Consider the following 23941-nt stretch of genomic DNA (forward strand, 5'->3'; position numbering starts at 1 on the left):
ATTTAAATAAAGACTTATCGTTGTATCTTTCCAAGACTTATATCTTCTATAACATTGAGAAAAATATCTACTTCATCGATTGTATTGTATAGAGCAAAACTTACCCTTACCATTCCAAACATTTTTTTTGCAGGATTTTGAAGAAATTCTTTCGCCTCATTTTCGCTTACATTCATAAGTCTCCTACAATAAGGGTGAGCACAAAACCATCCATGCCTTACTGAAATTCCTTTTCTTTTAGCTAATATATTTGCCAAGTCATGATGATACATATCTTCTAGATTAAAGGTTGTAATTCCAAGTCTGTCACTAATATCTTCGGTATCACCATAATTTATAATTTTAGGAATTTCATTTAAACCTTCTATAGTATGCTTTAATAGAATTCGTTCATGCTGCTCTATATTATCATATCCAATACTATTTACAATTCTTAGTGAATTGATTAACCCCATTACTCCTAAAAAGTTCGGAGTTCCAGCCTCATTTCTCTCTGGTGGAGGAAGAAGTGCTATCTCATTATCAAGAACTAATTCAACTGTTCCACCACCAATATAATCTGGATCTGGATTAATAAAATCTTCTTTTAAACCTATTATCACTCCAACGCCAAAAGGAGAATAAATTTTGTGTGATGAAAATACTAAAAAGTCAATTTGTTCATCGTCTGTTTCTCCGCTAATATTAACTCTGGTGTGAGGTACAAGCTGCGCACCATCCACAATTAATTTAGCATTGTACTTATGAACCAATTTTGCTATAGAATGGATTTCATTCTTATAGCCTGTTACATTGGAGGCACCGGTAATAGAAACATACTTTATTCTGCCATTATTTCTCTTTAGTTTCTCTTCTAATTCGTCAATTTTAAGTCTGCCGTGTTCATCTACTTCAATATAATCTACTTCTCCTCTTTTTCGCCATGGTAAATCGTTTGAGTGATGCTCCATTCTTGAAGTTAGTATTAATTCATTAGGACTCTTTGAAAGAGTGTTTGCTAATTTATTTATACCTTCAGTAGTATTGCTTACATAGATTACAATATACTTTTCCTTATCCTTTACATTAAAAAAATTCATTAAAAAATCTTTAGATTCTCTATATAAATTGGTAGTTATTTCAGCATTTTGTCCAGTTCCCCTACCTATAGAGGCATAAGTATTGCTTAATTGTTTTATATATTCAATACTTGACTTAATAGGCGGAGTTGTGGCTGCATTATCAAAATTTATTGCATCTATACAGTTACCATTACAGTCACAAACTTTTTCATCTAATCCAACAAATAAGTCTCTGATGTCTTCTTTGTTTTCTATCTTCATATGCATCTCCTCCAATATATATTATTCCTATAATATATATATTGTTCACTTAATAATGGACTAAAATTCATTCCTTTTCTTTAAAATTCTGTACTATATATATTTATGATGCATATTAATAAAAGTAGTAAATATTATTTATAGGAGGTAATTCAAAATGAATCCAGCTGAGAAATATATGTCTCAAGTTAGACAAGATGATAGTGACATTAGATTTGTTCCACCATCATTTATGGAAAGTAACATTTATGATAACTTTCTTTCTAGAAGTGAAAATCGTAGTCTAGATTTATTTCCGTCTGAAACAGGACTTCCAGAATTATGTTACTATTCTGATAATCCTAATGATGCTTTTAGTAGAGGTGATGATTACAATATAGCTAATGATACGATACCGAGTACATTTGATGTTCTTAGAAATTTAGATTTTGATTTAAATGAATCAGAAGATCTTGAAAGAGCTGAATCTGAAAATGATGTAAATAAAATCTATTCAAAAATTGAACGAGCACACCCAGGTATCTTTGCTACGCTTTACTCATATAGAATTCCACGACCAATAGTAAGAGTGGTAGTTAAAAGGTTAATAAAATTAACATTAGCATACTGTGATAAGGGTTATAAACATAAATAAACATGTACTTGGATGTAAAAATCCTCTAAAAGTTTTAAATTAATTTATTTAAAGTTTTTAGAGGATTCTTAATTATATAATTTTAAAATTAAACTTTTATCATTGCTAGAATCTTTTTAAATAAGATTGGTTTTATACTTTCAATATCGGTAGGTTCTTTAAGAATAATTGTTGTAAAGCATACACTTCCCACTAATTCAATTATCATAAATAGTGTCATTTCGGCCTCTTCTTTGCTCATACCTTCACTAGTTAAGTTTTTAATGAAAATATCAAGTACTTTATTTACATCATCATAGGATTCTGGTTTCATTATAGCTTTTCTGTATAATCCCCATGAAATATTCTTATTTATTATTTTTAGTAAAGATATATTATTCTTTAAGTAGTTTATTATATAATCTATAAAAAATAGTGTTCTTTCCCTAAAATCTCTAATTCCTGAATTATTTGTTTTGGCTAAAGCTTCCCTTATGATTTCATTGCTTTTTTGGAGAATCAGTTTATTTAAAATATCATATTTATCATTAAAGTATAAATAGAAAGTACCTTTAGCAACACCAGCATTTTTGGCAATATCATCAATAGAAGTTTTTTCTATGCCATTCTTGAGAAATAAATCATAGGCTGATAAAAATAATTCTTTCTCCTTAAGTTGTTTTTTATTTTTTGTGAAATTTGTTGTTATATTTTTTAAAGTCATATGCTGCCTCCAGAGTATACTTTCACTTTAATTATAAATCAAATTAATTAATAATCCAAATTATATATTAATCAAAGCGAAAGTGTATATATACATACAGACATTATCTTTCAAATTTGCTTAAATTGATATAACAGCAAGAAAATAGTATAATTAAGAAAGAAAATCTACACAGATAAAAAAAGTGCGCACCTATAGAAAGAGCGAGAAGTGCAATTCGGAACTTATTAAGCACAATTAAGAACTTCTCACAGATAGAAAAAGTTAGAACTGTTGAAAAAATCCTAAAGCGCAATCAAAATTGTTTCAGCACAATTAGGTTTATTAAGAGCTACAAAGAATTTTAATTGTGGATCTATGCTAATTATTAATTTAAATTTTACTTAAGTGTATTTTGATTTTCAGTTAAATTACCGGAGGATAAAAAATGATTGTTTTAAGTTGTAAAAATATATGTAAAAGTTATGGAATAGATACTATTTTAAAAGATATAACATTTTCAATTAATGAAGGAGATAAAGTTGGTATTATTGGATCAAATGGAGAAGGAAAGACAACTTTATTTAGAATACTTTCAAAGGAACTAGCTCAGGATGAGGGCGAAGTATTTATTGATAGGAATAGGTCATTAGGATATCTTGCTCAACATTTGGCCTTAGATACATGTAATACTATATATGAAGAGATGCTTCTAGTATTTGAAGATCTTCAAAAATTAGAAAAGAAAATTGCAGATTTAGAATTAAAAATGAATGAGCCTTATGATGAAAAAAACGCCTCTTACCATGAAAAAAATATAAAAGATTATGGAATGGCGCATGACCTCTATGAAAATAGAGGAGGATATACTTACAAGGGAGAAATTTCTCGTGTAGTTAAAGGTCTTGGATTTATAGAAGAAGATTTTAATAAATCTATATCAACATTAAGTGGTGGACAGAAAACTAGAGTTGCCCTTTGTAAACTTCTACTATTGAAACCGGATATATTATTACTTGATGAGCCTACAAATCATTTAGACTTGGAAGCAATTGAATGGCTCGAAGAATATTTAAAGGCTTATAAAGGAACTGTTATTGTTATTTCACATGATAGATTTTTCTTGGATTCTGTAACAACATCAACATTCCAAGTTATAAATGGGCATGTGAACTGTTATAATGCGCCATACACAAAGTCTTTAGAGCTCATGAAAAAAGATTATGATGCTAAGTTAAAGGCCTATAATTTACAACAGGCAGAAATAAAAAGACAAGAAGCGATAATAGAAAAGTTTAGATCTTTTAATAGAGAAAAGAGTATTAAAGCTGCTGAAAGTAGAGAAAAGGCTCTTGATAAGATGGAACTTGTAGATGCACCGGATAAGGAAAAGTCTGCTTCTAAAATTGAATTTGAGGCATCAGTTAAAAGTGGGTATGATGTACTACATCTTGAAAAGTTAGCGAAGAGTTATGGTGATAAAAAACTATTTTCTAATCTATCTTTTGACTTAAAAAGGGGAGAAAAGGTTGCATTAATAGGAGAAAATGGGCGAGGGAAAACAACTCTTTTTAATATAATAATGGATAAGGTTAAGAGCGATTCTGGGGTTAAGGTATTAGGGGTAAATGTTAATGTGGGATATTATGATCAAGAGCAATCTAATCTTAATCTTGATAAAACAGTTTTAAATGAAGTGTGGGATGATTTTCCGGAGTTAACTACAAGTGAACTTAGAGGGTTTCTAGGATCGTTTCTTTTTAGAGGAGATGATGTATTTAAGGAGATAAACAAGCTAAGTGGTGGGGAAAGATGCAGGGTAAATCTTTTAAAACTAATGTTGTCTAAATCAAATCTGCTTCTTTTAGATGAACCTACAAACCATTTAGATATTCCTTCAAGGGAAGCGCTTGAAGAAGCAATTTTAAGTTATGATGGTACGCTAATAGTAATTTCCCATGATAGATATTTCTTAAATAAAGTAATTAATAGAATATTAGAACTAGAAGAAAACGGAGTAAATGAATATCTAGGAAATTATACTTATTATACTGAAAAGAAAAAGAATCCTCAGAGATTTGAAACCTATGAGAGCTTAGCAACTGGAAAGACTAAAACTCAAATAAATGAGGAAAAGAAAAAGAAGAAAGCTTTAGAGAAAGAAGCTAAGGCAAAACAAAATGAGATTAAGATGATAGAATCTAGAATAACGGAAAATGAAGAAGTACTTGAAAAGTTACAAGAGGAACTTTGCAAAGAAGAGGTTTATTCTAATCCTGTTGAAAGTGGAAGAGTTAATAAGGAAATCAAAGCTATTGAAGAAAGTATTGAAAAGCTTTATGAAAAATGGGAAGAACTCTCAACTATAGATTAAAATTAAATAGAAAAATAAAGAATAGATAATTAATGATACAGTGATTTATTTAAAATCAAGTCATTAATTATCTATTTTAATTTTATTAATTAATATAAATGTGTTGCTTAATTAAGTATGTTTATAATTTAGAAAATATTAAGAACTATTAGTGATTTTTTTAAGGTCTTTCAGTTAAAATGAAATTATAATAGAATTAGGCATAGAAATTTTGAAATAGGAGATGATCTTTTTGGATAAAGGAACAATTTTAATAGTTGATGATGAGAAGGAAATAAGAGATTTAGTTGATATATATCTTAAGAGTGATGGATATAATACGATCAAAGCTTGTGATGGATTAGAGGCAATTAATATACTTCAAGAAAATGAAATAGACTTAATTATTCTAGATGTTATGATGCCTAACTTAAACGGTATAGAAGCCTGTTTGAAAATTAGAGAAATGAAAGAAATGCCTATAATAATGCTTTCAGCTAAGAGTGAAGACATTGATAAGATACTAGGTCTTAATATGGGAGCTGATGATTATCTGACAAAACCATTCAACCCATTAGAGCTTGTGGCAAGAGTTAAATCTCAGTTAAGAAGATTTTATAGGTTTGGAAAGAAAGAAAGTGCTTCAACTGCAGATGATAAAAACCTAATACAAATAGAAGATTTAAGTATAAATTTAGAAACGCATGAAGTGTTATTAGGAGATAATTTATTAAAACTTACCCCAACAGAATTTGATATTTTATCATTACTTGCTCAAAGCCGCGGAAAGGTATTCTCTATAGAAAATATTTACGAGAGTGTTTGGAATCAGGAATTTATGACATCAGATAATACTGTAATGGTCCATATAAGAAAAATAAGAGAAAAGATAGAGGAGAATCCAAGAAATCCTAGATTTATAAAGACTGTGTGGGGGGTAGGCTATAAAATTGAAAAATAGCGAACTAAAGAATCATAAAAACTTGAAAGATAATGTCTCTGATTCAAAGATACTGCAGTACATTGAAAAAATGGTAAGTATCACAAAAGAGAAAATCGAGAAAAGCATAAGGTTTGAATTGATGATGGTTATTGGTATATGTTTCTTAATATCATTTATTTTTTATAGCTTTACCAATAACTTTCTTAAAAAGGAATATAACGAGCCTAAAATAACTTACGATTATGATTCTATTGAAAGGACTGCGAGCAATCTAGCGAAGCAAATAGAATCAGAAGAAAATTTAACGCTAAAGGATAAAAGCAAAATCGATAATATTTTGGAAAATGTATCAGGAGGAGATAAGAGCTACATAACTGATTTAGATGGGAAAGTATTATATAAAACTAAAAATGTGGTGGAAGAAAATATAGACATATATAGTGCGTTAAAAAGTGCGATGACAAATGTTAATTATGAAAAGTCTGGTGAAGTAAAGGAAAAAAATTATATAATGCCATTAAAAATAGGAGGGGAAAGAATTTATTTAATATATTCCAAAATACCTGAGGCTAATATAACATATAGTACGATTAATACATCTAATTCGTCGCTTGCTCTGATTTTAACATTTGTGGTATTTATAGTTTCTTTTGTAGTTATAACTAATAATAAAATGAAGTATTTAGATGAAATTGCAATTGGTTTAAAGATAATTGCTAGTGGGAATCTAAATTATAGAATTCAAGAAAGGGGAACAGATGAAATTAAGAATATCGCCTTTAATATAAATCATATGGCAAAGGAGATAGGAGAGAAAATTAATACTGAACGAGATGCGGAAAAAACAAAAACAGATTTAATAACAAATGTATCTCACGATTTGAGAACACCGCTAACTTCTGTGATGGGATACCTAGGACTTGTTCTGCAAAAAAGATATAAAGATGAAGATGAAATGAAAGAATATTTGAGTATAGCCTTTAATAAAGCTGAAAGATTAAAATTGTTAATTGAAGATTTATTTGAATATACTAAACTTAATAATAATGGAATAACTTTAACAAAAACGAAAGTTAATTTAGCAGAGTTTTTATCACAATTAGTTGAGGAATTAACACCATTATTTGATGAAAATAATTTAACCGTATATAAGAAATTTGAGTCTGAGAAGATATATGTATTTATAGATACATTAAAGATGCTGAGAGTATTTGAGAATTTAATCACTAATGCTATTAAATATTCATATAAACCAGGAGAAATAATGATAGGATTATATGAAAAAGATAATTTCGCAATAGTTTTATTTAGAAATAAAGGAGATCATCTTTCAAAAGAAAAAACAGATAAGCTATTTGATAGATTTTATCGATTAGATGAATCGAGAAATACAAATACTGGGGGATCTGGCTTAGGTCTTGCAATTTCAAAGAATATCGTGGAATTACATGAAGGAAAGATATGGGCTGAATCTGTAGGTAATAATATAAGTTTTTATGTTCAATTAAGCCTATAATTATTTAATAATTATAGGCACTTTTTTTATATAAATTAATATTTATATTATAGGAGTATTTTTATTTGGAGGAAATATGCAAGACAGAAATCCTAGAAGTCTTTTTGGGATAGACATAAATGAATATACTACAAATGTTCAATTCGATGTAATAGCAACCAAAGTAGACTTTCTATATTTAAGATCTTCAGGCTCGGCTACTGGGAGGTTTAGGGTAGATAGGAGGTTTTTAGAATTTGCAGCAGCTAGTAGAAATTATGGAATCCCAGTTGGAGCGTATCATTTTGGAGTCCCTTCTTATGATTTAACAGATGCTGATAGACAATGTGACGACTTTATAAATGTGTTGCAACAAGGTTTTGGAAATCGCGATTATGGTGATTTATTTCCAGTTTTAGATGTAGAAACACCTGTAGATAAATCAATATCAACTACTGTGTTAATTAATTGGATTGATAGGTTTAGAAAAAGATTTGAGAGAAAAACTAGAAGAAGGCTCATGTTGTACACAGGATTATTTTTTATAGAACTTTATAATAATTTTAATATTCCTGGGCGTGGATTTCCCTTGAAAAATATGCCTCTATGGATAGCTATGTATTTGAGAGTACCTACAAATCCAAGAATACCACCGAATGTAGGAGGATGGACTAGGTGGAAAATATGGCAATACAGTGAATCTGAAACAGTAGAGGGTATTGGAAATCCAGTAGATGCAAATTGGGGCCCAGACAATATTGATTTATTGACTCAACCTGATAATGTTACAGGCCTACAAGCAAGATTTCAGAATGGCAACATAAATGTCTCGTGGAATAGAAATAATGATGTAGATTTATTAGGTTATAACTTATTTATTAATAAGGAGTGGGTTGGAACAGTAGATGAAAATGCCACTAACTTTACAATAATTAGTAATAAGGTCAATGTGAAGAAGAATACACCAATAGAAGTATCAATTGAAGCTTTTGACTATGATGGAGAAACGTCAAAAGTGCGTTCAAAGGTAAATTTATAATACAAACAATCTATCATATTTCAGCTGGGTATATAATAGACTATCATATAACAGTTGAAATATGATATAATGGGAATATTGATAACATTTTAATATTAATGTAAATTTAATCATTAATATGTCTAAATTAATGATTAAAATATATTTTTATAAGACTAAATTTCTCGAAAGGAGAAGAACGAGTGGAAAAACGGACTAGCAAAAGAGCGAAAGTCTCAAAAAAGGCGTTTAATAAGCAAAAGAAAATTATGCTGGGAATTGTAGCGCTGATAGTAATATGTGCGGCCGCATTAGCAGGATACTCATTATCAATTAAAAATATAGTTACAAAGTGGGATAATAAGATATATCCAGGAGTAACTGTACAAGGAGTAGATCTTAGTGGGATGACTAAGGAGGAAGCAAAAAACAAGCTTACCGAATCATTTGAAACAGTTATAGGGAATAAGAAACTATCTATATCAGTAGGGGACAAACAATACGAACTTATTTATTCTGATATAATACCTAAATATGATATAGATGAAACTGTGGAAAATGCGTATAAATTCGGAAAAGAAGATGGGATTTTGAAGAAATATATGACCATAAGAAGTGGCAGTAGCAAAAAAAGTGAAGTTCAATTAGGTTTTTCATATGATGAAGAAAAATTAAAAAAGTATGAGGAAAAATTAATAAATGATGCCACTCAATCAGCTAGTGATGCGAAGGTTAGTATACAGAAAAATAATATTGTAATTAAACCCGAAAGCGAAGGAAGAACAATAAACTTAGAGACGTTAGACAAACAACTAAAAGAAAGTTTAAATGGTGAAATAAATTCGGAAAATAGAGTTGAAATTGAAATTGAAATAACGAAGCCTAAAATAACTAAAGAGGATCTGTCTAAGATTAAAGGGATAATGGGAACTTTTTCAACAAGTTATGCTACATCTACACCAGGCAGATGTAATAATATTGAAATAGCAACTTCTGTAATAAATGGAAGTGTAGTTATGCCAGGAGAAATTTTTAGTTTTAACGATATTGTTGGACCTAGAACTGTTGAAAGGGGTTATCAGGAGGCAGGGACATATGTAGGAAATAAAGTGGAACCGGGAATTGGCGGAGGTATATGTCAAGTATCTACTACACTTTATAGAGCAGCAATGAAAGTTAATTTAAGATCTATTGAAAGAACTAATCATTCTATGGTGGTGGGATACGCTCAGCCAGGACTTGATGCAACAGTTTCTTATGGGTATTTAGATTATAAATTCAAAAATACATACGACTTTCCGATTTATATTCAAGGATTTACATCAGGAAAAACACTAACTTATAATATATACGGAGATCCTAATGCTCTTAATGGAAAGACATATGATATGGTAAGCGAAATTCTTCAAACTATACCTCCAGAAACCAAAATTGTTCCTGATAGTACTTTACCAGAAGGAAAAGAAGAAAAAGATGGCGCAGGAATGACGGGATATAAAGCTAAATCATACCAGATTACTTATGAAAAGGGTGTTGAAGTAAAACGTGAAGTTATCTCGACGGATAATTATGCAAGTGTTGGGGTAATAGTAAGAAAAGGCACTCAACCGGCGGCTGCATCAACGACTCCAACCGTGCCAGCTGACCAGGCTCAGCCAATAGTACCACCAGTAGTTCAGGCCGGTCAATAAAAAGAAATTAGGGCATATTTTCTTAATGTATAAATATTTAAGGAAATATGCTTTTACTATTTAGGAAATTATAAAAGATTAAATTAGTGTATAAATTTAATATAAAACTAAAAAGGTATGAATATAAATTTGTTATAGTTTCATATATTACTGTAAAAAGGTGAAATGAATATTTTTGACTTGTTATGAACCATATAGTATAATTTTAAAATACATAGAAGACTAATTTTTTTTTGTACAAAAATAGAAGAAGGTGAAATTTTGAATTTAAATATAGTATTATACGAGCCTGAAATACCTCAAAATACAGGAAATATTGCGAGAACTTGCGTTCTTACGAATAGTAAGCTACATTTAATAAAGCCCTTGGGTTTTGAAATAAATGAGAAACAAGTAAGAAGAGCGGGATTAGATTATTGGAAGGATTTAGAGTTAGAAATTCATGAAAGCTATGAAGATTTTATCGATAAATACGGACATAATAAAATATATTTGTCTACAACTCATGGAGATGCTCATTTTGACGAAGTTTCTTTTAAAGAAGGGGATTTTATAATGTTCGGAAGAGAATCTAGTGGGGTGCCACCAGAAGTGCATACAAGGCACAGTGGATTTAGAATACCTATGGTAAAATCAAGTACTAGAAGTTTAAATTTATCCAACACAGTAGCTATAGTAGCTTATGAGGCTTTAAGACAGATAGGATTTCCTAATATGAAATAAATGAAGAGGAATGAAGATATATGGAAAAGATAAAAATCATAACAGATAGCACTGCTGATTTACCAAAAGAAATATATAAGCAATATGATATAGAGGTTTTGCCCTTATTGGTAAACTTTGGAGAAGAAAGCTACTTGGATGGAATCGAAATAAATGCTAATGAAGTTTTTGAAAAAATAGAGAAAGTTAATATACTTCCTACTACTGCTCAAGTAACTCCTAACAGATTTATTGAAGCATATACAAAGTACTTGAGAGAAGGTTATAAAATTATATCAATTCATATGTCTTCTGTAATGAGCGGAACATATCAATCGGCGTGTATTGCGAAAGAAACTTTAGAAAGCGAAGATATAATTGTTATTGATTCTCAAAGTGTTACAGCAGCACTTGGAATATTAGTTCTAAAGGCAGTTAAACTTAAAGAAAGAGGATATGACATTATCCAAATGAAAGAAGAATTAAATAGAGTTAAAGATAATATAAAACTTTCGGTTCATTTTGATTCTTTGGAGTATCTTGTGAGAGGTGGAAGAATTTCTAAAACAGCTGGAATAGTTGGCGGTATGCTTGGAATTAAGCTGATACTCGAGATAAAAGCTGGGATAATGTCTGTAAAAGATAAAGTTAGAGGAAATAAAAAGTCTATTAAGAAAATTATTAGTGATTTGGAAAGTGCGAATTTAGATGATGAATTACCGGTATTATTAATTGATGTTAACAATGTTGAAATTAAAGAAGCACTTAAAGAATATTTAAAAAATAATAATATAAACTATATTGAATGTCCAGTTGGGTCAGTAGTGTGCATACACTCAGGTCCAGGATGTTGTGGTCTTACATTTTTAACTAAATAAAATAATAATATAAAATAAAGACATGCTTTTAAGTATATACTTATAATAGTTTAAATAATTTATTAAGATACTGCTAGTTAAACTATGTATGATTATATTTTAAAGCATGTTTTGAAATATAACAAAAAGATTATTAAGAATAGTAAGGGGATTTTAGGAGTATAAATTTAAGGAAAAGTCTAAATTCCTTTTATCGAGATAAAGAGCACACTTGCAATACTAAATAGAGACAGGTATACTTAAAGAAAGATTCGTTCTGAATCAATATGACCATTATGAATACGTTTAATTAAATTAAAGATAAACTGTACAATTTATCTAATGTCTAGTTCCTATACGTTCACATTTCCTTAAGCGCAAGATAACAGTTGCTAGATACTAGACAAGTTAGCCCTTGAGGGTATAAGTTCAACCAAGATTTAGATGGGGGATTAAAAAGCTGACTAAATCAGGTTTCAATTGATAAGGAGGAGAGTTATGAATTTGGATTATAGCATGAAGATGACCCAGGAACAGAGAATGATATTAACACAAAGCATGCAGCAGTCTATAAAACTATTGCAAATGTCTCTTCATGATCTGAGAGAGTATATTGACAATGAGTATTCAGAAAATCCAATATTAGAGGTCAATGAAGAGATAAATTCATATGATGACTCAAAAGTTAGTGAGGAAATAAGTACACAGGAAATATACGATCATAAAAAGTTAGTTGAAGAATTATATGCTGATAATTATAGAGATAAATCAGAAATAAACTATTCTACAGAGGAAGTTTCTCCGCTTAATTTTATTGAAAAAAAGATATCGTTAAAGGATTATTTGCAAGAGCAATTAGTCGAGACAAATGTAGATCAATATACCTTAATTATATGTAGATATATTGTAGAATCATTAGATCACAGAGGATATTTGGAAATACCAATAGAAGAGATTTCCAAGGAGTTAAAAATACCAGAAGAAGTAGCAGAAAAAGCTTTGAAAATAGTTCAGTCATTGGAACCTTATGGAATAGGTGCTAGGAATATCAAAGAGTGCCTACTTATTCAGAGTTTAAAATTAAATATTCTAGATAATATAATAGAGAAAATAATTTTAAATCATTTAGAAAATGTTGCAGATAATAAATATGAGTTGGTTGCGAAGGATCTTAATATCACGCCAAGAGAAGCTCAACGATATGGTGATTTAATTAAAAAGCTAGAGCCAAAGCCATCACGAGGGTTTTATACTGGAGAAGAAGTAAATTACATAATTCCAGATGCCGAAGTGAAAAATATAGATGGCGAATTTTTTATAATTATGAATGAAAGTGTTTTGCCAAGGCTTATGATTAATAAAACATATAAAGATGTTTTACAAAATAATCAAGATTCTGAAACAAATGCTTATGTAAAAGATAAAATTAATCAAGCATTATTTTTAATTAAATCAATTGAGCAAAGAAAAAACACATTATACAAAGTATTGGAGTGCGTGGTTGATAAACAAAAAGACTTTTTTAAATCTGGCAAACAATATATAAAACCTTTAACACTAAAAGAAGTTGCAGAAATTATTAATCTTCATGATTCAACTGTAAGTAGAGCAATTAAAGATAAATATGTGTTAACGAGTTTTGGCACAATCAAGATAAAAGACTTGTTTGCAAGTGGTGTTTCTTCAAATAACGATGATGATATGGCAACCATAAAAATAAAAAATGAGATAAAGAAAATAATAGATGAGGAAAATAAAAACAAGCCGCTTTCAGACCAAATAATAAGTTCTATGTTAGCTGATAAAAAAATGAATATTTCACGTAGAACCGTTGCTAAGTACAGAGAGGAGATGGCAATTAAATCATCATCGATGAGAAAAAGGTTGTAGTATATTATATTTTAGTTTGTAGTAATTAATGTAATATACTTATTTGTTACAGGTACTCGATTGCTAATATTCAATTATGAATTCTAAAGAAAAGCAGCGATGATTGAGTTTTAGCAATTTGAGTATATGTATTTTACTCTTGGTAGAATACCCTTTCTTAAAATTAATCAAGAAAATGGTTACATAATATATATTAAAAGTTATATTATGAATTTTTGTAAATAATTACAAAAAAGATTGCTAATAATTAATTTTGTTAGAGTTTTTTTGTTTTTTTTGAAATATTATAAAAAAAGTTTTGCGAAAGGCTTTCAAATTTTATAAAGGTGTTTTATAATAATAAATGTGGGACATAAAGAAATAGCATGGGACACATAGAGACCAAAGGAGTGTTTGAGTTGCAGGAAATATTAGAATTACAAAAGAAGATAGTTCCTGAGCTTGTAAATACATTGGAGAAAAGGTATAACGTACTCAGAACAATCTTTCATAATCAACCTATAGGAAGAAGAGTACTTGCTGATATGTTAAATGTTGGTGAAAGAACGGTTAGAACTGAAATAGGTTTTTTAAAGGATCAAGGTTTAATTGAGATTAATACTTCTGGAATGACAGTTACAAGTGAAGGTGTGGAAATTATACACAAATTAAATGATTTCATTCATGAAATAAAAGGACTTTCCGAAGTAGAAAAGAAAATAGAATCTTTTCTTAATTTAAAAAAAGTGATCATAGTCCCAGGAGACGTAGAAGAAAATCCTTTAGTATTAAAGGATTTAGGAAAGGCATGTGCTAATTATGTTAAAGATGTTTTAGAAGATAATTCTATTATAGCTTTAACAGGTGGGAGTACATTAAAAGAAGTTGTAGAAGCTTTTCCTAGAATAACAAATTTATCCCAAATACAAGTAGTGCCCGCTAGAGGTGGAATGGGGAAAAAAGTTGAAACCCAGGCAAATTCATTAGCCGCAACTTTAGCGAAAAAATTAAATGGCACGTATAAGATGCTTCATATCTCAGAAAATTTAAGTCTAGATATAATAGATACTTTACTTAAAGAAGAGGCAGTTAAAGTTGTTATCGATACTATACATAAAGCAGATGTTTTGATTTATGGTATAGGAAATGCTGTGCAAATGGCTAGAAAAAGAGGCGTTCCACAGCAAGAAATAGATAATTTGATAAATAACGGAGCCGTTGGAGAAGCGTTTGGGTGTTATTTTAACAAAGACTCTAAAATAATCTCAGAAACTACCGCAATTGGAATAAAAATTAATGAAGCAAGAAAAATAAATACACATATTGCAGTAGCAGGTGGGAAGAATAAAGTTGAGTCTATTATAGCAACTGAATATAACGATTTTAGTGGTGTATTAGTTACCGATGAAGCTGCGGCTAAAGGAATAATAAGTACATTAGAAAATCAATTCAGTGATTAATTTAGTTTGTAAAATTTATTTTTATAAAAAAGAAAAGCATTTTTTAGGAGGTAATTGTAATGGTAAACGTAGCAATTAATGGTTTTGGAAGAATAGGAAGATTAGCTTTAAGATTGATGATTAACAACCCTGAATTTAATGTGGTTGCAATCAACGACTTAACAGATGCTAAAATGTTAGCTCACTTATTCAAATATGATTCAGCTCAAGGAAGATTCGATGGAGAAATCGAAGTTAAAGAAGGAGCTTTCGTAGTAAACGGAAAGGAAATCAAAGTTACTGCAGATTCTAACCCAGCAAACTTACCATGGGGAGAATTAAACGTAGATATCGTTTTAGAATGTACTGGATTCTTTGCAACAAAAGACAAAGCTTCAGCTCATATCACAGCAGGTGCTAAGAAAGTTGTTATTTCAGCTCCAGCAGGAAATGATCTACCAACAGTAGTTTACAACGTAAACCACGATATATTAAAAGCAGAAGATACAGTTATTTCAGGTGCTTCATGTACTACTAACTGTTTAGCTCCATTTGCTAAAGTATTAAGCGATAAATTTGGATTAACAAAAGGTTTCATGACTACAATCCATTCTTACACTAACGATCAAAATACTTTAGACGCTCCACACAGAAATGGTGACTTAAGAAGAGCTAGAGCTGCTGCAGCTTCTATCATTCCTAACTCAACTGGTGCTGCTAAAGCTATCGGTTTAGTTATCCCAGAATTAGCTGGAAAATTAGACGGAGGAGCTCAAAGAGTTCCAACAATCACTGGTTCATTAACTGAATTAGTTTGTACTTTATCAAAGAACGTAACTGCAGACGAAATAAATGCTGCTATGAAAGAAGCTGCAACTGAATCTTTCGGATATACTGAAGATCCAATAGTTTCTTGTGATATCATCGGAAGCAGTTTCGGATCATTATTCGATGCTACACAAACTAAGGTTATGGAAGTTAATGGAGAACAATTAGTTAAAGTTGCTTCTTGGTATGATAACGAAATGTCATACACTAACCAATTAATCAGAACTTTAGGATACTTCGCTAACTTAAAGTAATTTGAACCGTATTTAAACATAAAAGCGCAAATTTATGTTATAAAGTAAATAAGTCTGGTTTTGTAGTATAAGGCTATAAAGCCAGACTATTTTAAAATAGTCCAAAATAAATGTTAGAGGTGAAAATACATGAATTTCAATAAAAAAACAATTGAAGATATTGAAGTAAGCGGAAAAAAAGTATTAGTAAGATGTGATTTTAACGTGCCATTAAAAGATGGTGTTATAACTGATGAAAATAGATTAGTAGGAGCCCTTCCAACTATTAAATATTTAGTTGAAAAAGGTGCAAAAGTTATTCTTTGCTCACATTTAGGAAAAGATGCTTCAAAATCATTAGCACCAGTTGCTACAAGATTAAGCGAAATGCTTGGAAAAGAAGTTGTTTTTGCTAGAGATGAAGAAGTTGTTGGTGAAAACGCTAAAAAAGCTGTTGCTGATATGAAAGATGGAGATGTTGTATTATTAGAAAATACAAGATGCAGAAAAGAAGAATCTAAAAATATTGCAGACTTCTCTAAAGAATTAGCTTCATTAGCTGACGTATTTGTTAATGATGCATTTGGTACAGCTCACAGAGCTCATTGTTCAACAGTTGGTGTAACTGATTACTTAGATACTGCTGTATGTGGATACTTAATTCAAAAAGAATTAAAATTCTTAGGTGGTGCAGTTGAAAACCCAGTAAGACCATTTGTTGCTATCTTAGGTGGAGCAAAGGTTTCTGACAAAATTGCTGTTATTAACAATCTTTTAGATAAAGTTAATACTATTATCATTGGTGGAGGAATGGCTTATACATTCTTAAAAGCTCAAGGATATGAAATAGGAACTTCATTAGTAGAAGAAGATAGACTTGATTATGCTAAAGAAATGATAGCTAAAGCAGAAGAAAAGGGTGTTAAATTCTTATTACCAGTAGATCACAGAGTAGCTGCAGAATTTAAGGATGTTGAAGCTACAGTAACAGAAGATCAAAACATCCCAGTTGGAAATATGGGATTAGATATCGGACCAAAAACAGAAACTTTATATGCTGATGCTATAAAAGATGCTAAGACTGTTATCTGGAATGGACCAATGGGAGTATTCGAATTCGAAAACTACAACAAGGGAACAATTGCAGTAGCTAAGGCTATGGCAGATGCAGATGCTACTACTATAATCGGTGGTGGAGATTCAGCTGCTGCTGTTAATATCTTAGGATTTGGAGATAAGATGACTCACATCTCAACAGGTGGTGGAGCATCTCTTGAATTCTTAGAAGGTAAAGTATTACCAGGAATCGCTGCATTAAATGACTAATTTCAAAACAATTAGCCTTAAGTAAGCAATATTTTAAAAAGAAATTTGTAACTTTTATTAAATTATAAATTCTTTGAAGAATTAATACCTATATACTGAGAAAAGAATAAATTGATTTTTAGGAGACAAATTCGACGGGATTTGATGAATCCAAGGCCAAGGATTCAGCTGTTAAGAGTAGATTTATGAATTTCAGCAGATATATATAAAGCTTAAGGGAAATTGATCACTTTCCTTAAGCTTGTCCTTTGTAAAAGAATTTTTTGTTTAATAAATTTAAATTAAATTATGAGGTGAAGAAGATGAGAAAAGCAATTATCGCAGGAAACTGGAAAATGAATAAAACTATTGATGAAGCAGTTAAAATGGTAGAAGAATTAAAACCATTAGTTAAGGATGCAACATGTGATGTAGTTGTATGCCCTACATTTGTATGCCTAGATGCAGTTAAAAAAGCTGTAGCTGGATCAAATATAAAAGTTGCTGCACAAAACATGCATTTTGAAGAAAGTGGAGCATTCACAGGAGAAGTTTCTCCAGGAATGCTTGAAGCTATGGGAATAGAATATGTTGTTTTAGGTCATAGTGAAAGAAGAGAATACTTCAATGAAACTGATGAAGCATTAAACAAAAAAGTTAAAAAAGCTTTTGAACATAATATAACTCCAATTCTTTGTTGTGGAGAATCTTTAGAACAAAGAGAAAACGGAACTACTAATCAAGTTATTGAAGCTCAAATCAAAGCTGATATAGCTGGATTAACTAATGCACAAGTAGAAGAACTTGTTATTGCTTACGAACCAATATGGGCAATCGGAACTGGTAAGACAGCTACAGATGAACAAGCAAATGAAACAATCAAAGCAATTAGAGCTATGGTTGCAGAAATGTATGGATCAGAAGCTGCTGAAAAAACAAGAATCCAATATGGTGGATCAGTTAAGCCAAACACAATAAAAGCTCAAATGGAAATGTCTGATATCGATGGAGCATTAGTTGGTGGAGCTAGCTTAGTTCCAGCTGATTTTGCTGCAATAGTAAATTATTAATAGTTAGTATAGCAAAGGAGACTATAAACATAATGTTTATAGTCTTTTGTAATTAGTAATATCGTAGTTTAGAGTAAAAAGTAATAATTTGGCTTTTAGAGTTTATAAGTTGCAATAAGTGTAAAAAGATAATATAATTTATATGATTAATAGTATGATAAATAAAAAAAATAATAATATTTAATATATATTAATGCTAGTAAAATCTAGAGAGAATAGTCTATTTTAATATATTAGTATAGAGATATAGAATTATTAATATATATTATGATTTTTAACAAAAGTATTTGGAGGGATAGGAAGATGTCAAAGAAACCTGTAATGTTAATGATATTAGACGGTTTTGGAATTGCACCAAAATCAGAAGGAAATGCAGTAGGCCTAGCAAAAAAGCCAAATTTAGATAAATTACTTGAAAAATACCCTACTTCACAATTACAAGCAAGTGGTTTAGCAGTAGGATTACCAGAAGGTCAAATGGGTAACTCAGAGGTTGGTCACTTGAATATTGGTTCAGGAAGAATTGTATATCAAGAATTGACAAGAATTACAAAAGCAATTAGCGATGGAGACTTTTTCGAAAATGCAGCTCTTAAGACTGCAATGGATAATGCTAAAAAGTCTGGATCATCTTTACACTTAATGGGATTATTATCGGACGGGGGAGTTCATTCACATATTGAACATTTGAAAGGACTTTTGGAATTTGCTAAAAAAGAAGGTGTTCAAAATGTATATATTCATGCATTTATGGATGGAAGAGATGTACCGCCTTCATCAGGAAAAGAATTTATAGAAAAAACTGAAGAAATGTTAGCAGAGATAGGTACAGGAAAAATCGCTACAGTAAGTGGTAGATACTATGCAATGGACAGAGATAATAGATGGGAAAGAGTAGAACTTGCATATAATGCATTAGTTTTAGGTAAAGGTGAAACTGCAAACAGTGCAGTAGAAGCTATAGAAAAATCGTACCACGATAATAAAACTGATGAATTCGTATTACCGACAGTAGTAACTGAAAATGGTAATCCAATCACAAATATAAAAAATGGAGATTCGGTTATATTCTTTAACTTTAGACCTGATAGAGCAAGAGAAATAACTAGAGCTATTAATGATAAAGAATTTGCAGGATTTAAGAGAGAAACTTTAAACCTTACTTTCGTAACAATGACTCAATATGATAAAACATTAGAAGGGGTTAATGTTGCATATAGTCCTCAAACTTTGAATAATACACTTGGAGAATATGTAAGCAGCAAAGGGTTAAAGCAATTAAGAATTGCAGAGACTGAAAAATATGCTCACGTTACATTCTTCTTTAATGGTGGTGTAGAAAAAGAAAACGAAGGTGAAGACAGAAAAGTAATTCCTTCACCAAAAGTTGCAACTTATGATTTAAAACCTGAGATGAGTGCTTATGAAGTAACTGAAGAGTTATTAAATAGATTAGATAGTGATCAATATGATATGATAATTTTAAATTTTGCGAATCCAGATATGGTTGGGCATACAGGTATTGTAGAAGCAGCTGTTAAAGCAATTGAAACAGTAGATGAATGTGTAGGAAAAATCGTAGATAAAGTATTAGAAATGGATGGATGCGCATTTATTACAGCAGACCATGGTAATGCTGAAACTATGATAGATTTCTCAACAGGAAATCCATTCACAGCGCATACAACACACCCAGTGCCATTTGTTTGGGTATCAAATCATACAGAAGGTAAAAAGCTAAATGATGGAAAGCTTGCAGATATTGCACCAACAATGTTAAATCAACTTGGACTTGAAGTTCCTGCTGAAATGACTGGAGAAAATTTAGTAATAAATAAATAAATAGTTAAGAGACTCTTTAAATAATTTAAGTTTATATTTAGGGAGTCTTTTTTTATTTTAAATATTTAACTGAAATAAATGTTTTGATATTGTTGGAAGTATACAAGTTTATTCTCTGTTAAGACAAATTTAAGCGAATAAAATATTTGAAAAATAGGATTTTTGATGGCATATAGAGAATACTTTAATTAAATTTGCATAAACTGAATCCTAAATTAATATATTTATAAAAAAGATTTAGGGTTGGTAGTATGAAAAAAAGCTATGCATATTCCGCTGATTTTGATGAAGTTACAGAAAAGTTATTTAGAGAAGCAAGTTATTTAGGCGAAGGACATAATGGAGTAGTTTATGAATTGCCAAATAAAAAGGCTATAAAAATATTTCTAAAGAGAAAAGTTTGTACCGATGAGGGTAGCATTCTTGCGAGAACTAATGGATCGAAATATTTTCCACGTTTATATAATCGGGGAAAATTTTATGTGGTAAGAGACTTAGTAGAGGGGAAAAGATTAGATAAGTATATAAGGCAAAGTGGTTTAAGTGACAGATTGACTAAAAATATATATGAACTACTTTTAGAATTAAAAAGGCTTAAATTTAAAAAATTAGATATCAGGTGCAAGGATATTTATGTTTCAGGCGGCGAAAAACTAATGGTAATAGATCCTAAGAAGGCTTATACACGAAAAGTTGATTATCCTAGGCATTTAATGAAAGGCTTAAATAAAATAGGCGTATTGGAAGAATTCTTTTATGGAGTAAAAAAAATAAATCCTAAAAAAGCAATAGAATGGGAATTGAAGTTTAAAAGATATTGTGACATGCAACAGTTGTCTTTGCTAGAATAGTAAGTGAATTTTCAAGTGTTACGAATAATATGCTTAAATATACGATTCTTGATGATGACCCTTTTTATTTATATACTATATGGTATAAATAAAAAGGGATATTTATTATTGTAAAGAACCATCACCTGATAGGTAATAACTATCGACTTTGAGGTTTGAAGCCATCACCCCTGTGACTGTATCAAAATAATACCACCTTTGCTTAATTAACTGCCAACCGGTTAGCATAGCTCCCTTACTGTCCATGTAATACCATACACCATCCATTTGAAGCCATCCCTTATTTACTTTACCATCTGGACTAAAATAATACCAGTTATTGTCTATAGCGTTTTTAAACCATCCCTTTACCATTTTACCATTGTCACCGATACCATAGTCGCCATCAGATTCATTTACCCAAACATCTTTTAAGAGTTTTCCGTAATCTATATAATACCCCCATTCTTCATCAGGGAACTTATACCAACCATGTTCTTTGCCTGTTGGCGGGATTGTTTGGCCTAGAAATTTTGAATTATCGCTGACATAATAATCTCGATTATCTGCGTAGACTGATATAGTAGGTATGAAAGTTTGAGCTGTCACTCCTGATATTAGGACCGCAAATATAATTTTTCTGATCAATTTAAAACCCCCTGAGTTTAATTCCATTTATTAACAAAATATATTATCGCACTTATTATAAAGAAAATCAAGAAATGTGCTTAAACAAGTTTGATCTTTACTTTAGCATGATAGTTATTGAGAATATTTATTTTGCATAAAGAATAGAATAAATAATATTGAAAAGAAGAAAATATGAATATTACTTAGGGAATTTACTAATAATATTGTGGTAAGTTAAAAAAAGTACTTTTAAATTAGCAATTTATGTATTATAATTAAATTGATAATAATTCTCAAATGAATTTTCCAAAATAAGGAGGTAATTGATATGAAAGATTATTTAGAAATTGTAGATGTAGTTGCAAGGCAAATTATAGACTCAAGATGCTTTCCAACTGTAGAGGTAGAAATATATTTAGAAGATGGTACAGTAGGAAGAGCAGCAGTACCATCAGGAGCATCAACAGGAATGTATGAGGCAGTTGAATTAAGAGATGATGATAAGAGTAAGTTCTTAGGAAAAGGCGTTCTAAATGCTGTTAAAAATGTTAATGAAACTATTGCGGAAGAATTAATAGGATGTAATGTATTTGAACAAACATATATTGATAAAATGCTTATCGAACTAGATGGAACAGATAATAAGAGCAAGTTAGGAGCAAATGCTATCTTAGGGGTTTCGTTAGCTGTTGCAAATGCAGCTGCAAAAGCTTTAGATATGCCATTATATAGATATATAGGCGGAGTAAATGCAAAGGTATTGCCAGTTCCAATGATGAATATCATAAATGGTGGTTCACATGCAGATAACTCTGTTGACTTACAAGAATTTATGATAATGCCAGCTGGAGCACCTACTTTCAGTGAAGCTCTAAGAATGTGTGCAGAAGTATATCATACTTTAAAGAAAATATTGAATGATAAAGGATATTCAACTGGTATTGGTGATGAAGGTGGATTTGCACCTAACTTAAAGTCAAACGCAGAAGCTCTTGATGTAATAATTGAAGCAATAGAAAAAGCAGGATATAAGCCTGGTGAAGAAATATTTATAGCAATTGATGCTGCTTCTTCAGAATATTTCAAGGATGGTAAGTATGTATTAGAGCATGAAGGAAGGACTTTAACATCCGCTGAAATGGTTGATTTCTTTGAAGATTGGGTTAATAAATATCCAATTATCTCAATTGAAGATGGTATGGCAGAAGAAGATTGGGAAGGTTGGAAGTTAATAACTGACAGGTTAGGAAAGAAAGTTCAATTAGTTGGTGATGATTTATTTGTTACTAATACAGAAAGACTTGAAAAGGGAATAAACCTTGGTGTAGCTAATTCAATTTTAATTAAGTTAAATCAAATTGGTACATTAACAGAAACTTTAAACGCTATAGAAATGGCAAATAGAGCTGGATATACAGCAGTTGTTTCCCATAGATCAGGAGAAACAGAGGATACTACTATAGCTGATTTAGTTGTAGCTGTAAATGCAGGACAAATAAAAACAGGTGCTCCAGCTAGATCTGAAAGAGTTGCTAAGTATAATCAATTATTAAGAATTGAAGAAGAATTAGATGATGTTGCTGAGTACAGAGGTAAGAAAGCATTCTTTAATATAAAGCAATAAGTAAAAGTGATTACGCATTATAAAAACTTATAATTGAATTTAATCATAAAAAAAGTTATAGGGGGAATTCCCTATAACTTTTTTTATAAATTTATGTAATATTCTTAAGCTTATTTACAATTTTTGATACATAAGATTGTAATAAGTAAATAAGTGTGGTATTATTTAGATTAGACATTGTTGATTATTATAGGAGGTGTTACCTATGCAAAATATATTATTAGTCTTTGAAGTAATATTAGGATTAGCAGTTATTTTAACAATATACATGCAGCCTAGTAAAGCCGATGCATTAAGTGGTTTAATACAAGGAAGCACAAAGGATACATTCTTTTCAAAAAATAAATCAAGAACTAAAGAAGTAATTCTTGTTAGATTAACATTTATGTTTATGGCACTTTTTGCAATAAATACAGTTATACTAAATTTAATAAAATAATTAATTTGAGCTACTTTATTTAGAGTAGCCTTTTTATATTTAATCATCTGACTAAAGATAGAATTTAATAAGAAAACAGAAAGGAGTTTTTAATAAACTTCTTATTTTTTTGTGATTTAAAATATATTATCGATA

General features: G+C 30.2%; 20 protein-coding genes. 17 read left to right on the forward strand and 3 right to left on the reverse strand.

Annotated features, from left to right (window positions below; translation table 11 throughout):
- Positions 1–14 precede the first annotated feature (14 nt).
- Positions 15–1322: an aminotransferase class V-fold PLP-dependent enzyme gene (locus D2A34_RS23495; protein ID WP_079439968.1), complete on the reverse strand. Its 1308-nt coding sequence runs from the start codon at positions 1320–1322 to the stop codon at positions 15–17.
- A gap of 157 nt (positions 1323–1479) precedes the next feature.
- On the opposite strand from D2A34_RS23495, the gene D2A34_RS23500 reads away from it, so the two are divergent.
- The gene (locus D2A34_RS23500) at positions 1480–1956 is read left to right on the forward strand and encodes a hypothetical protein (RefSeq protein WP_079439967.1); all 477 of its coding nucleotides are present in this window, start codon (positions 1480–1482) and stop codon (positions 1954–1956) included.
- An 88-nt stretch (positions 1957–2044) separates the two neighbouring features.
- On the opposite strand, the gene D2A34_RS23505 is transcribed toward D2A34_RS23500, so the two are convergent.
- Positions 2045–2659: a TetR/AcrR family transcriptional regulator gene (locus D2A34_RS23505; protein WP_119368097.1), complete on the reverse strand. Its 615-nt coding sequence runs from the start codon at positions 2657–2659 to the stop codon at positions 2045–2047.
- Between the two features lie 427 nt (positions 2660–3086).
- On the opposite strand from D2A34_RS23505, the gene D2A34_RS23510 reads away from it, so the two are divergent.
- The 14 genes from D2A34_RS23510 to D2A34_RS23575 all read left to right on the forward strand — a co-directional run bounded on the left by D2A34_RS23510 (position 3087) and on the right by D2A34_RS23575 (position 21134).
- Complete coding sequence (locus D2A34_RS23510) at positions 3087–5012, forward strand: ABC-F family ATP-binding cassette domain-containing protein (protein ID WP_119368098.1); 1926 nt, start codon at positions 3087–3089, stop codon at positions 5010–5012.
- A 223-nt stretch (positions 5013–5235) separates the two neighbouring features.
- Positions 5236–5952 carry a response regulator transcription factor gene (locus D2A34_RS23515; RefSeq protein WP_182629455.1) on the forward strand — a complete coding sequence of 239 codons (717 nt, stop codon included), beginning with the start codon at positions 5236–5238 and terminating at the stop codon, positions 5950–5952.
- Complete coding sequence (locus D2A34_RS23520) at positions 5942–7450, forward strand: sensor histidine kinase (protein WP_119368100.1); 1509 nt, start codon at positions 5942–5944, stop codon at positions 7448–7450. The genes D2A34_RS23515 and D2A34_RS23520 overlap by 11 nt, the downstream gene beginning before the upstream one ends.
- 76 nt (positions 7451–7526) lie before the next feature.
- Complete coding sequence (locus tag D2A34_RS23525; protein WP_119368101.1) at positions 7527–8468, forward strand: glycoside hydrolase family 25 protein; 942 nt, start codon at positions 7527–7529, stop codon at positions 8466–8468.
- A 182-nt stretch (positions 8469–8650) separates the two neighbouring features.
- Positions 8651–10138 carry a VanW family protein gene (locus tag D2A34_RS23530; RefSeq protein ID WP_079439961.1) on the forward strand — a complete coding sequence of 496 codons (1488 nt, stop codon included), beginning with the start codon at positions 8651–8653 and terminating at the stop codon, positions 10136–10138.
- A gap of 261 nt (positions 10139–10399) precedes the next feature.
- On the forward strand, positions 10400–10861 hold the full coding sequence (locus D2A34_RS23535; RefSeq protein ID WP_079439960.1) for a tRNA (cytidine(34)-2'-O)-methyltransferase: 462 nt from the start codon (positions 10400–10402) through the stop codon (positions 10859–10861).
- Positions 10862–10881: 20 nt separating this feature from the next.
- Positions 10882–11718, forward strand: a complete 837-nt coding sequence (locus D2A34_RS23540; protein WP_079439959.1) for a DegV family protein — start codon at positions 10882–10884, stop codon at positions 11716–11718.
- Positions 11719–12195: 477 nt separating this feature from the next.
- On the forward strand, positions 12196–13587 hold the full coding sequence (rpoN, locus tag D2A34_RS23545; protein WP_079439958.1) for an RNA polymerase factor sigma-54: 1392 nt from the start codon (positions 12196–12198) through the stop codon (positions 13585–13587).
- A 365-nt stretch (positions 13588–13952) separates the two neighbouring features.
- Complete coding sequence (locus D2A34_RS23550) at positions 13953–15026, forward strand: sugar-binding transcriptional regulator (RefSeq protein ID WP_079439957.1); 1074 nt, start codon at positions 13953–13955, stop codon at positions 15024–15026.
- A 59-nt stretch (positions 15027–15085) separates the two neighbouring features.
- Positions 15086–16087, forward strand: a complete 1002-nt coding sequence (gap, locus tag D2A34_RS23555) for a type I glyceraldehyde-3-phosphate dehydrogenase (RefSeq protein WP_079439956.1) — start codon at positions 15086–15088, stop codon at positions 16085–16087.
- Between the two features lie 129 nt (positions 16088–16216).
- Entirely contained in the window at positions 16217–17392 is a 1176-nt protein-coding gene (locus D2A34_RS23560) for a phosphoglycerate kinase (protein ID WP_079439955.1), read from the forward strand.
- 302 nt (positions 17393–17694) lie between these two features.
- The gene (tpiA, locus tag D2A34_RS23565; protein ID WP_079439954.1) at positions 17695–18441 is read left to right on the forward strand and encodes a triose-phosphate isomerase; all 747 of its coding nucleotides are present in this window, start codon (positions 17695–17697) and stop codon (positions 18439–18441) included.
- A gap of 303 nt (positions 18442–18744) precedes the next feature.
- Positions 18745–20283: a 2,3-bisphosphoglycerate-independent phosphoglycerate mutase gene (gene gpmI / locus D2A34_RS23570; RefSeq protein WP_079439953.1), complete on the forward strand. Its 1539-nt coding sequence runs from the start codon at positions 18745–18747 to the stop codon at positions 20281–20283.
- A gap of 251 nt (positions 20284–20534) precedes the next feature.
- On the forward strand, positions 20535–21134 hold the full coding sequence (locus tag D2A34_RS23575) for a protein kinase (RefSeq protein ID WP_079439952.1): 600 nt from the start codon (positions 20535–20537) through the stop codon (positions 21132–21134).
- Between the two features lie 105 nt (positions 21135–21239).
- On the opposite strand, the gene D2A34_RS23580 is transcribed toward D2A34_RS23575, so the two are convergent.
- Positions 21240–21761, reverse strand: a complete 522-nt coding sequence (locus D2A34_RS23580; RefSeq protein ID WP_079439951.1) for a cell wall-binding protein — start codon at positions 21759–21761, stop codon at positions 21240–21242.
- Between the two features lie 310 nt (positions 21762–22071).
- Here D2A34_RS23580 and eno point away from each other — a divergent pair, with 310 nt between their 5' ends.
- Together eno and secG are read left to right on the forward strand one after the other, a co-directional pair.
- Entirely contained in the window at positions 22072–23367 is a 1296-nt protein-coding gene (gene eno / locus D2A34_RS23585) for a phosphopyruvate hydratase (RefSeq protein WP_079439950.1), read from the forward strand.
- A 205-nt stretch (positions 23368–23572) separates the two neighbouring features.
- Complete coding sequence (gene secG / locus D2A34_RS23590; RefSeq protein WP_079439949.1) at positions 23573–23806, forward strand: preprotein translocase subunit SecG; 234 nt, start codon at positions 23573–23575, stop codon at positions 23804–23806.
- Positions 23807–23941 lie beyond the last annotated feature (135 nt).

Source organism: Clostridium chromiireducens (assembly GCF_003575225.1).
In the GTDB taxonomy this organism is placed as follows: domain Bacteria; phylum Bacillota; class Clostridia; order Clostridiales; family Clostridiaceae; genus Clostridium; species Clostridium chromiireducens.

Coding starts and splice junctions, on each gene's coding strand:
- D2A34_RS23495 (WP_079439968.1), bottom strand. CDS start 1,322: ATGAAGATAGAAAACAAAGAAGACATCAGAGACTTATTTGTTGGATTA.
- D2A34_RS23500 (WP_079439967.1), top strand. CDS start 1,480: ATGAATCCAGCTGAGAAATATATGTCTCAAGTTAGACAAGATGATAGT.
- D2A34_RS23505 (WP_119368097.1), bottom strand. CDS start 2,659: ATGACTTTAAAAAATATAACAACAAATTTCACAAAAAATAAAAAACAA.
- D2A34_RS23510 (WP_119368098.1), top strand. CDS start 3,087: ATGATTGTTTTAAGTTGTAAAAATATATGTAAAAGTTATGGAATAGAT.
- D2A34_RS23515 (WP_182629455.1), top strand. CDS start 5,236: ATGATCTTTTTGGATAAAGGAACAATTTTAATAGTTGATGATGAGAAG.
- D2A34_RS23525 (WP_119368101.1), top strand. CDS start 7,527: ATGCAAGACAGAAATCCTAGAAGTCTTTTTGGGATAGACATAAATGAA.
- D2A34_RS23540 (WP_079439959.1), top strand. CDS start 10,882: ATGGAAAAGATAAAAATCATAACAGATAGCACTGCTGATTTACCAAAA.
- rpoN (WP_079439958.1), top strand. CDS start 12,196: ATGAATTTGGATTATAGCATGAAGATGACCCAGGAACAGAGAATGATA.
- D2A34_RS23550 (WP_079439957.1), top strand. CDS start 13,953: ATGGGACACATAGAGACCAAAGGAGTGTTTGAGTTGCAGGAAATATTA.
- gap (WP_079439956.1), top strand. CDS start 15,086: ATGGTAAACGTAGCAATTAATGGTTTTGGAAGAATAGGAAGATTAGCT.
- D2A34_RS23560 (WP_079439955.1), top strand. CDS start 16,217: ATGAATTTCAATAAAAAAACAATTGAAGATATTGAAGTAAGCGGAAAA.
- tpiA (WP_079439954.1), top strand. CDS start 17,695: ATGAGAAAAGCAATTATCGCAGGAAACTGGAAAATGAATAAAACTATT.
- gpmI (WP_079439953.1), top strand. CDS start 18,745: ATGTCAAAGAAACCTGTAATGTTAATGATATTAGACGGTTTTGGAATT.
- D2A34_RS23575 (WP_079439952.1), top strand. CDS start 20,535: ATGAAAAAAAGCTATGCATATTCCGCTGATTTTGATGAAGTTACAGAA.
- eno (WP_079439950.1), top strand. CDS start 22,072: ATGAAAGATTATTTAGAAATTGTAGATGTAGTTGCAAGGCAAATTATA.
- secG (WP_079439949.1), top strand. CDS start 23,573: ATGCAAAATATATTATTAGTCTTTGAAGTAATATTAGGATTAGCAGTT.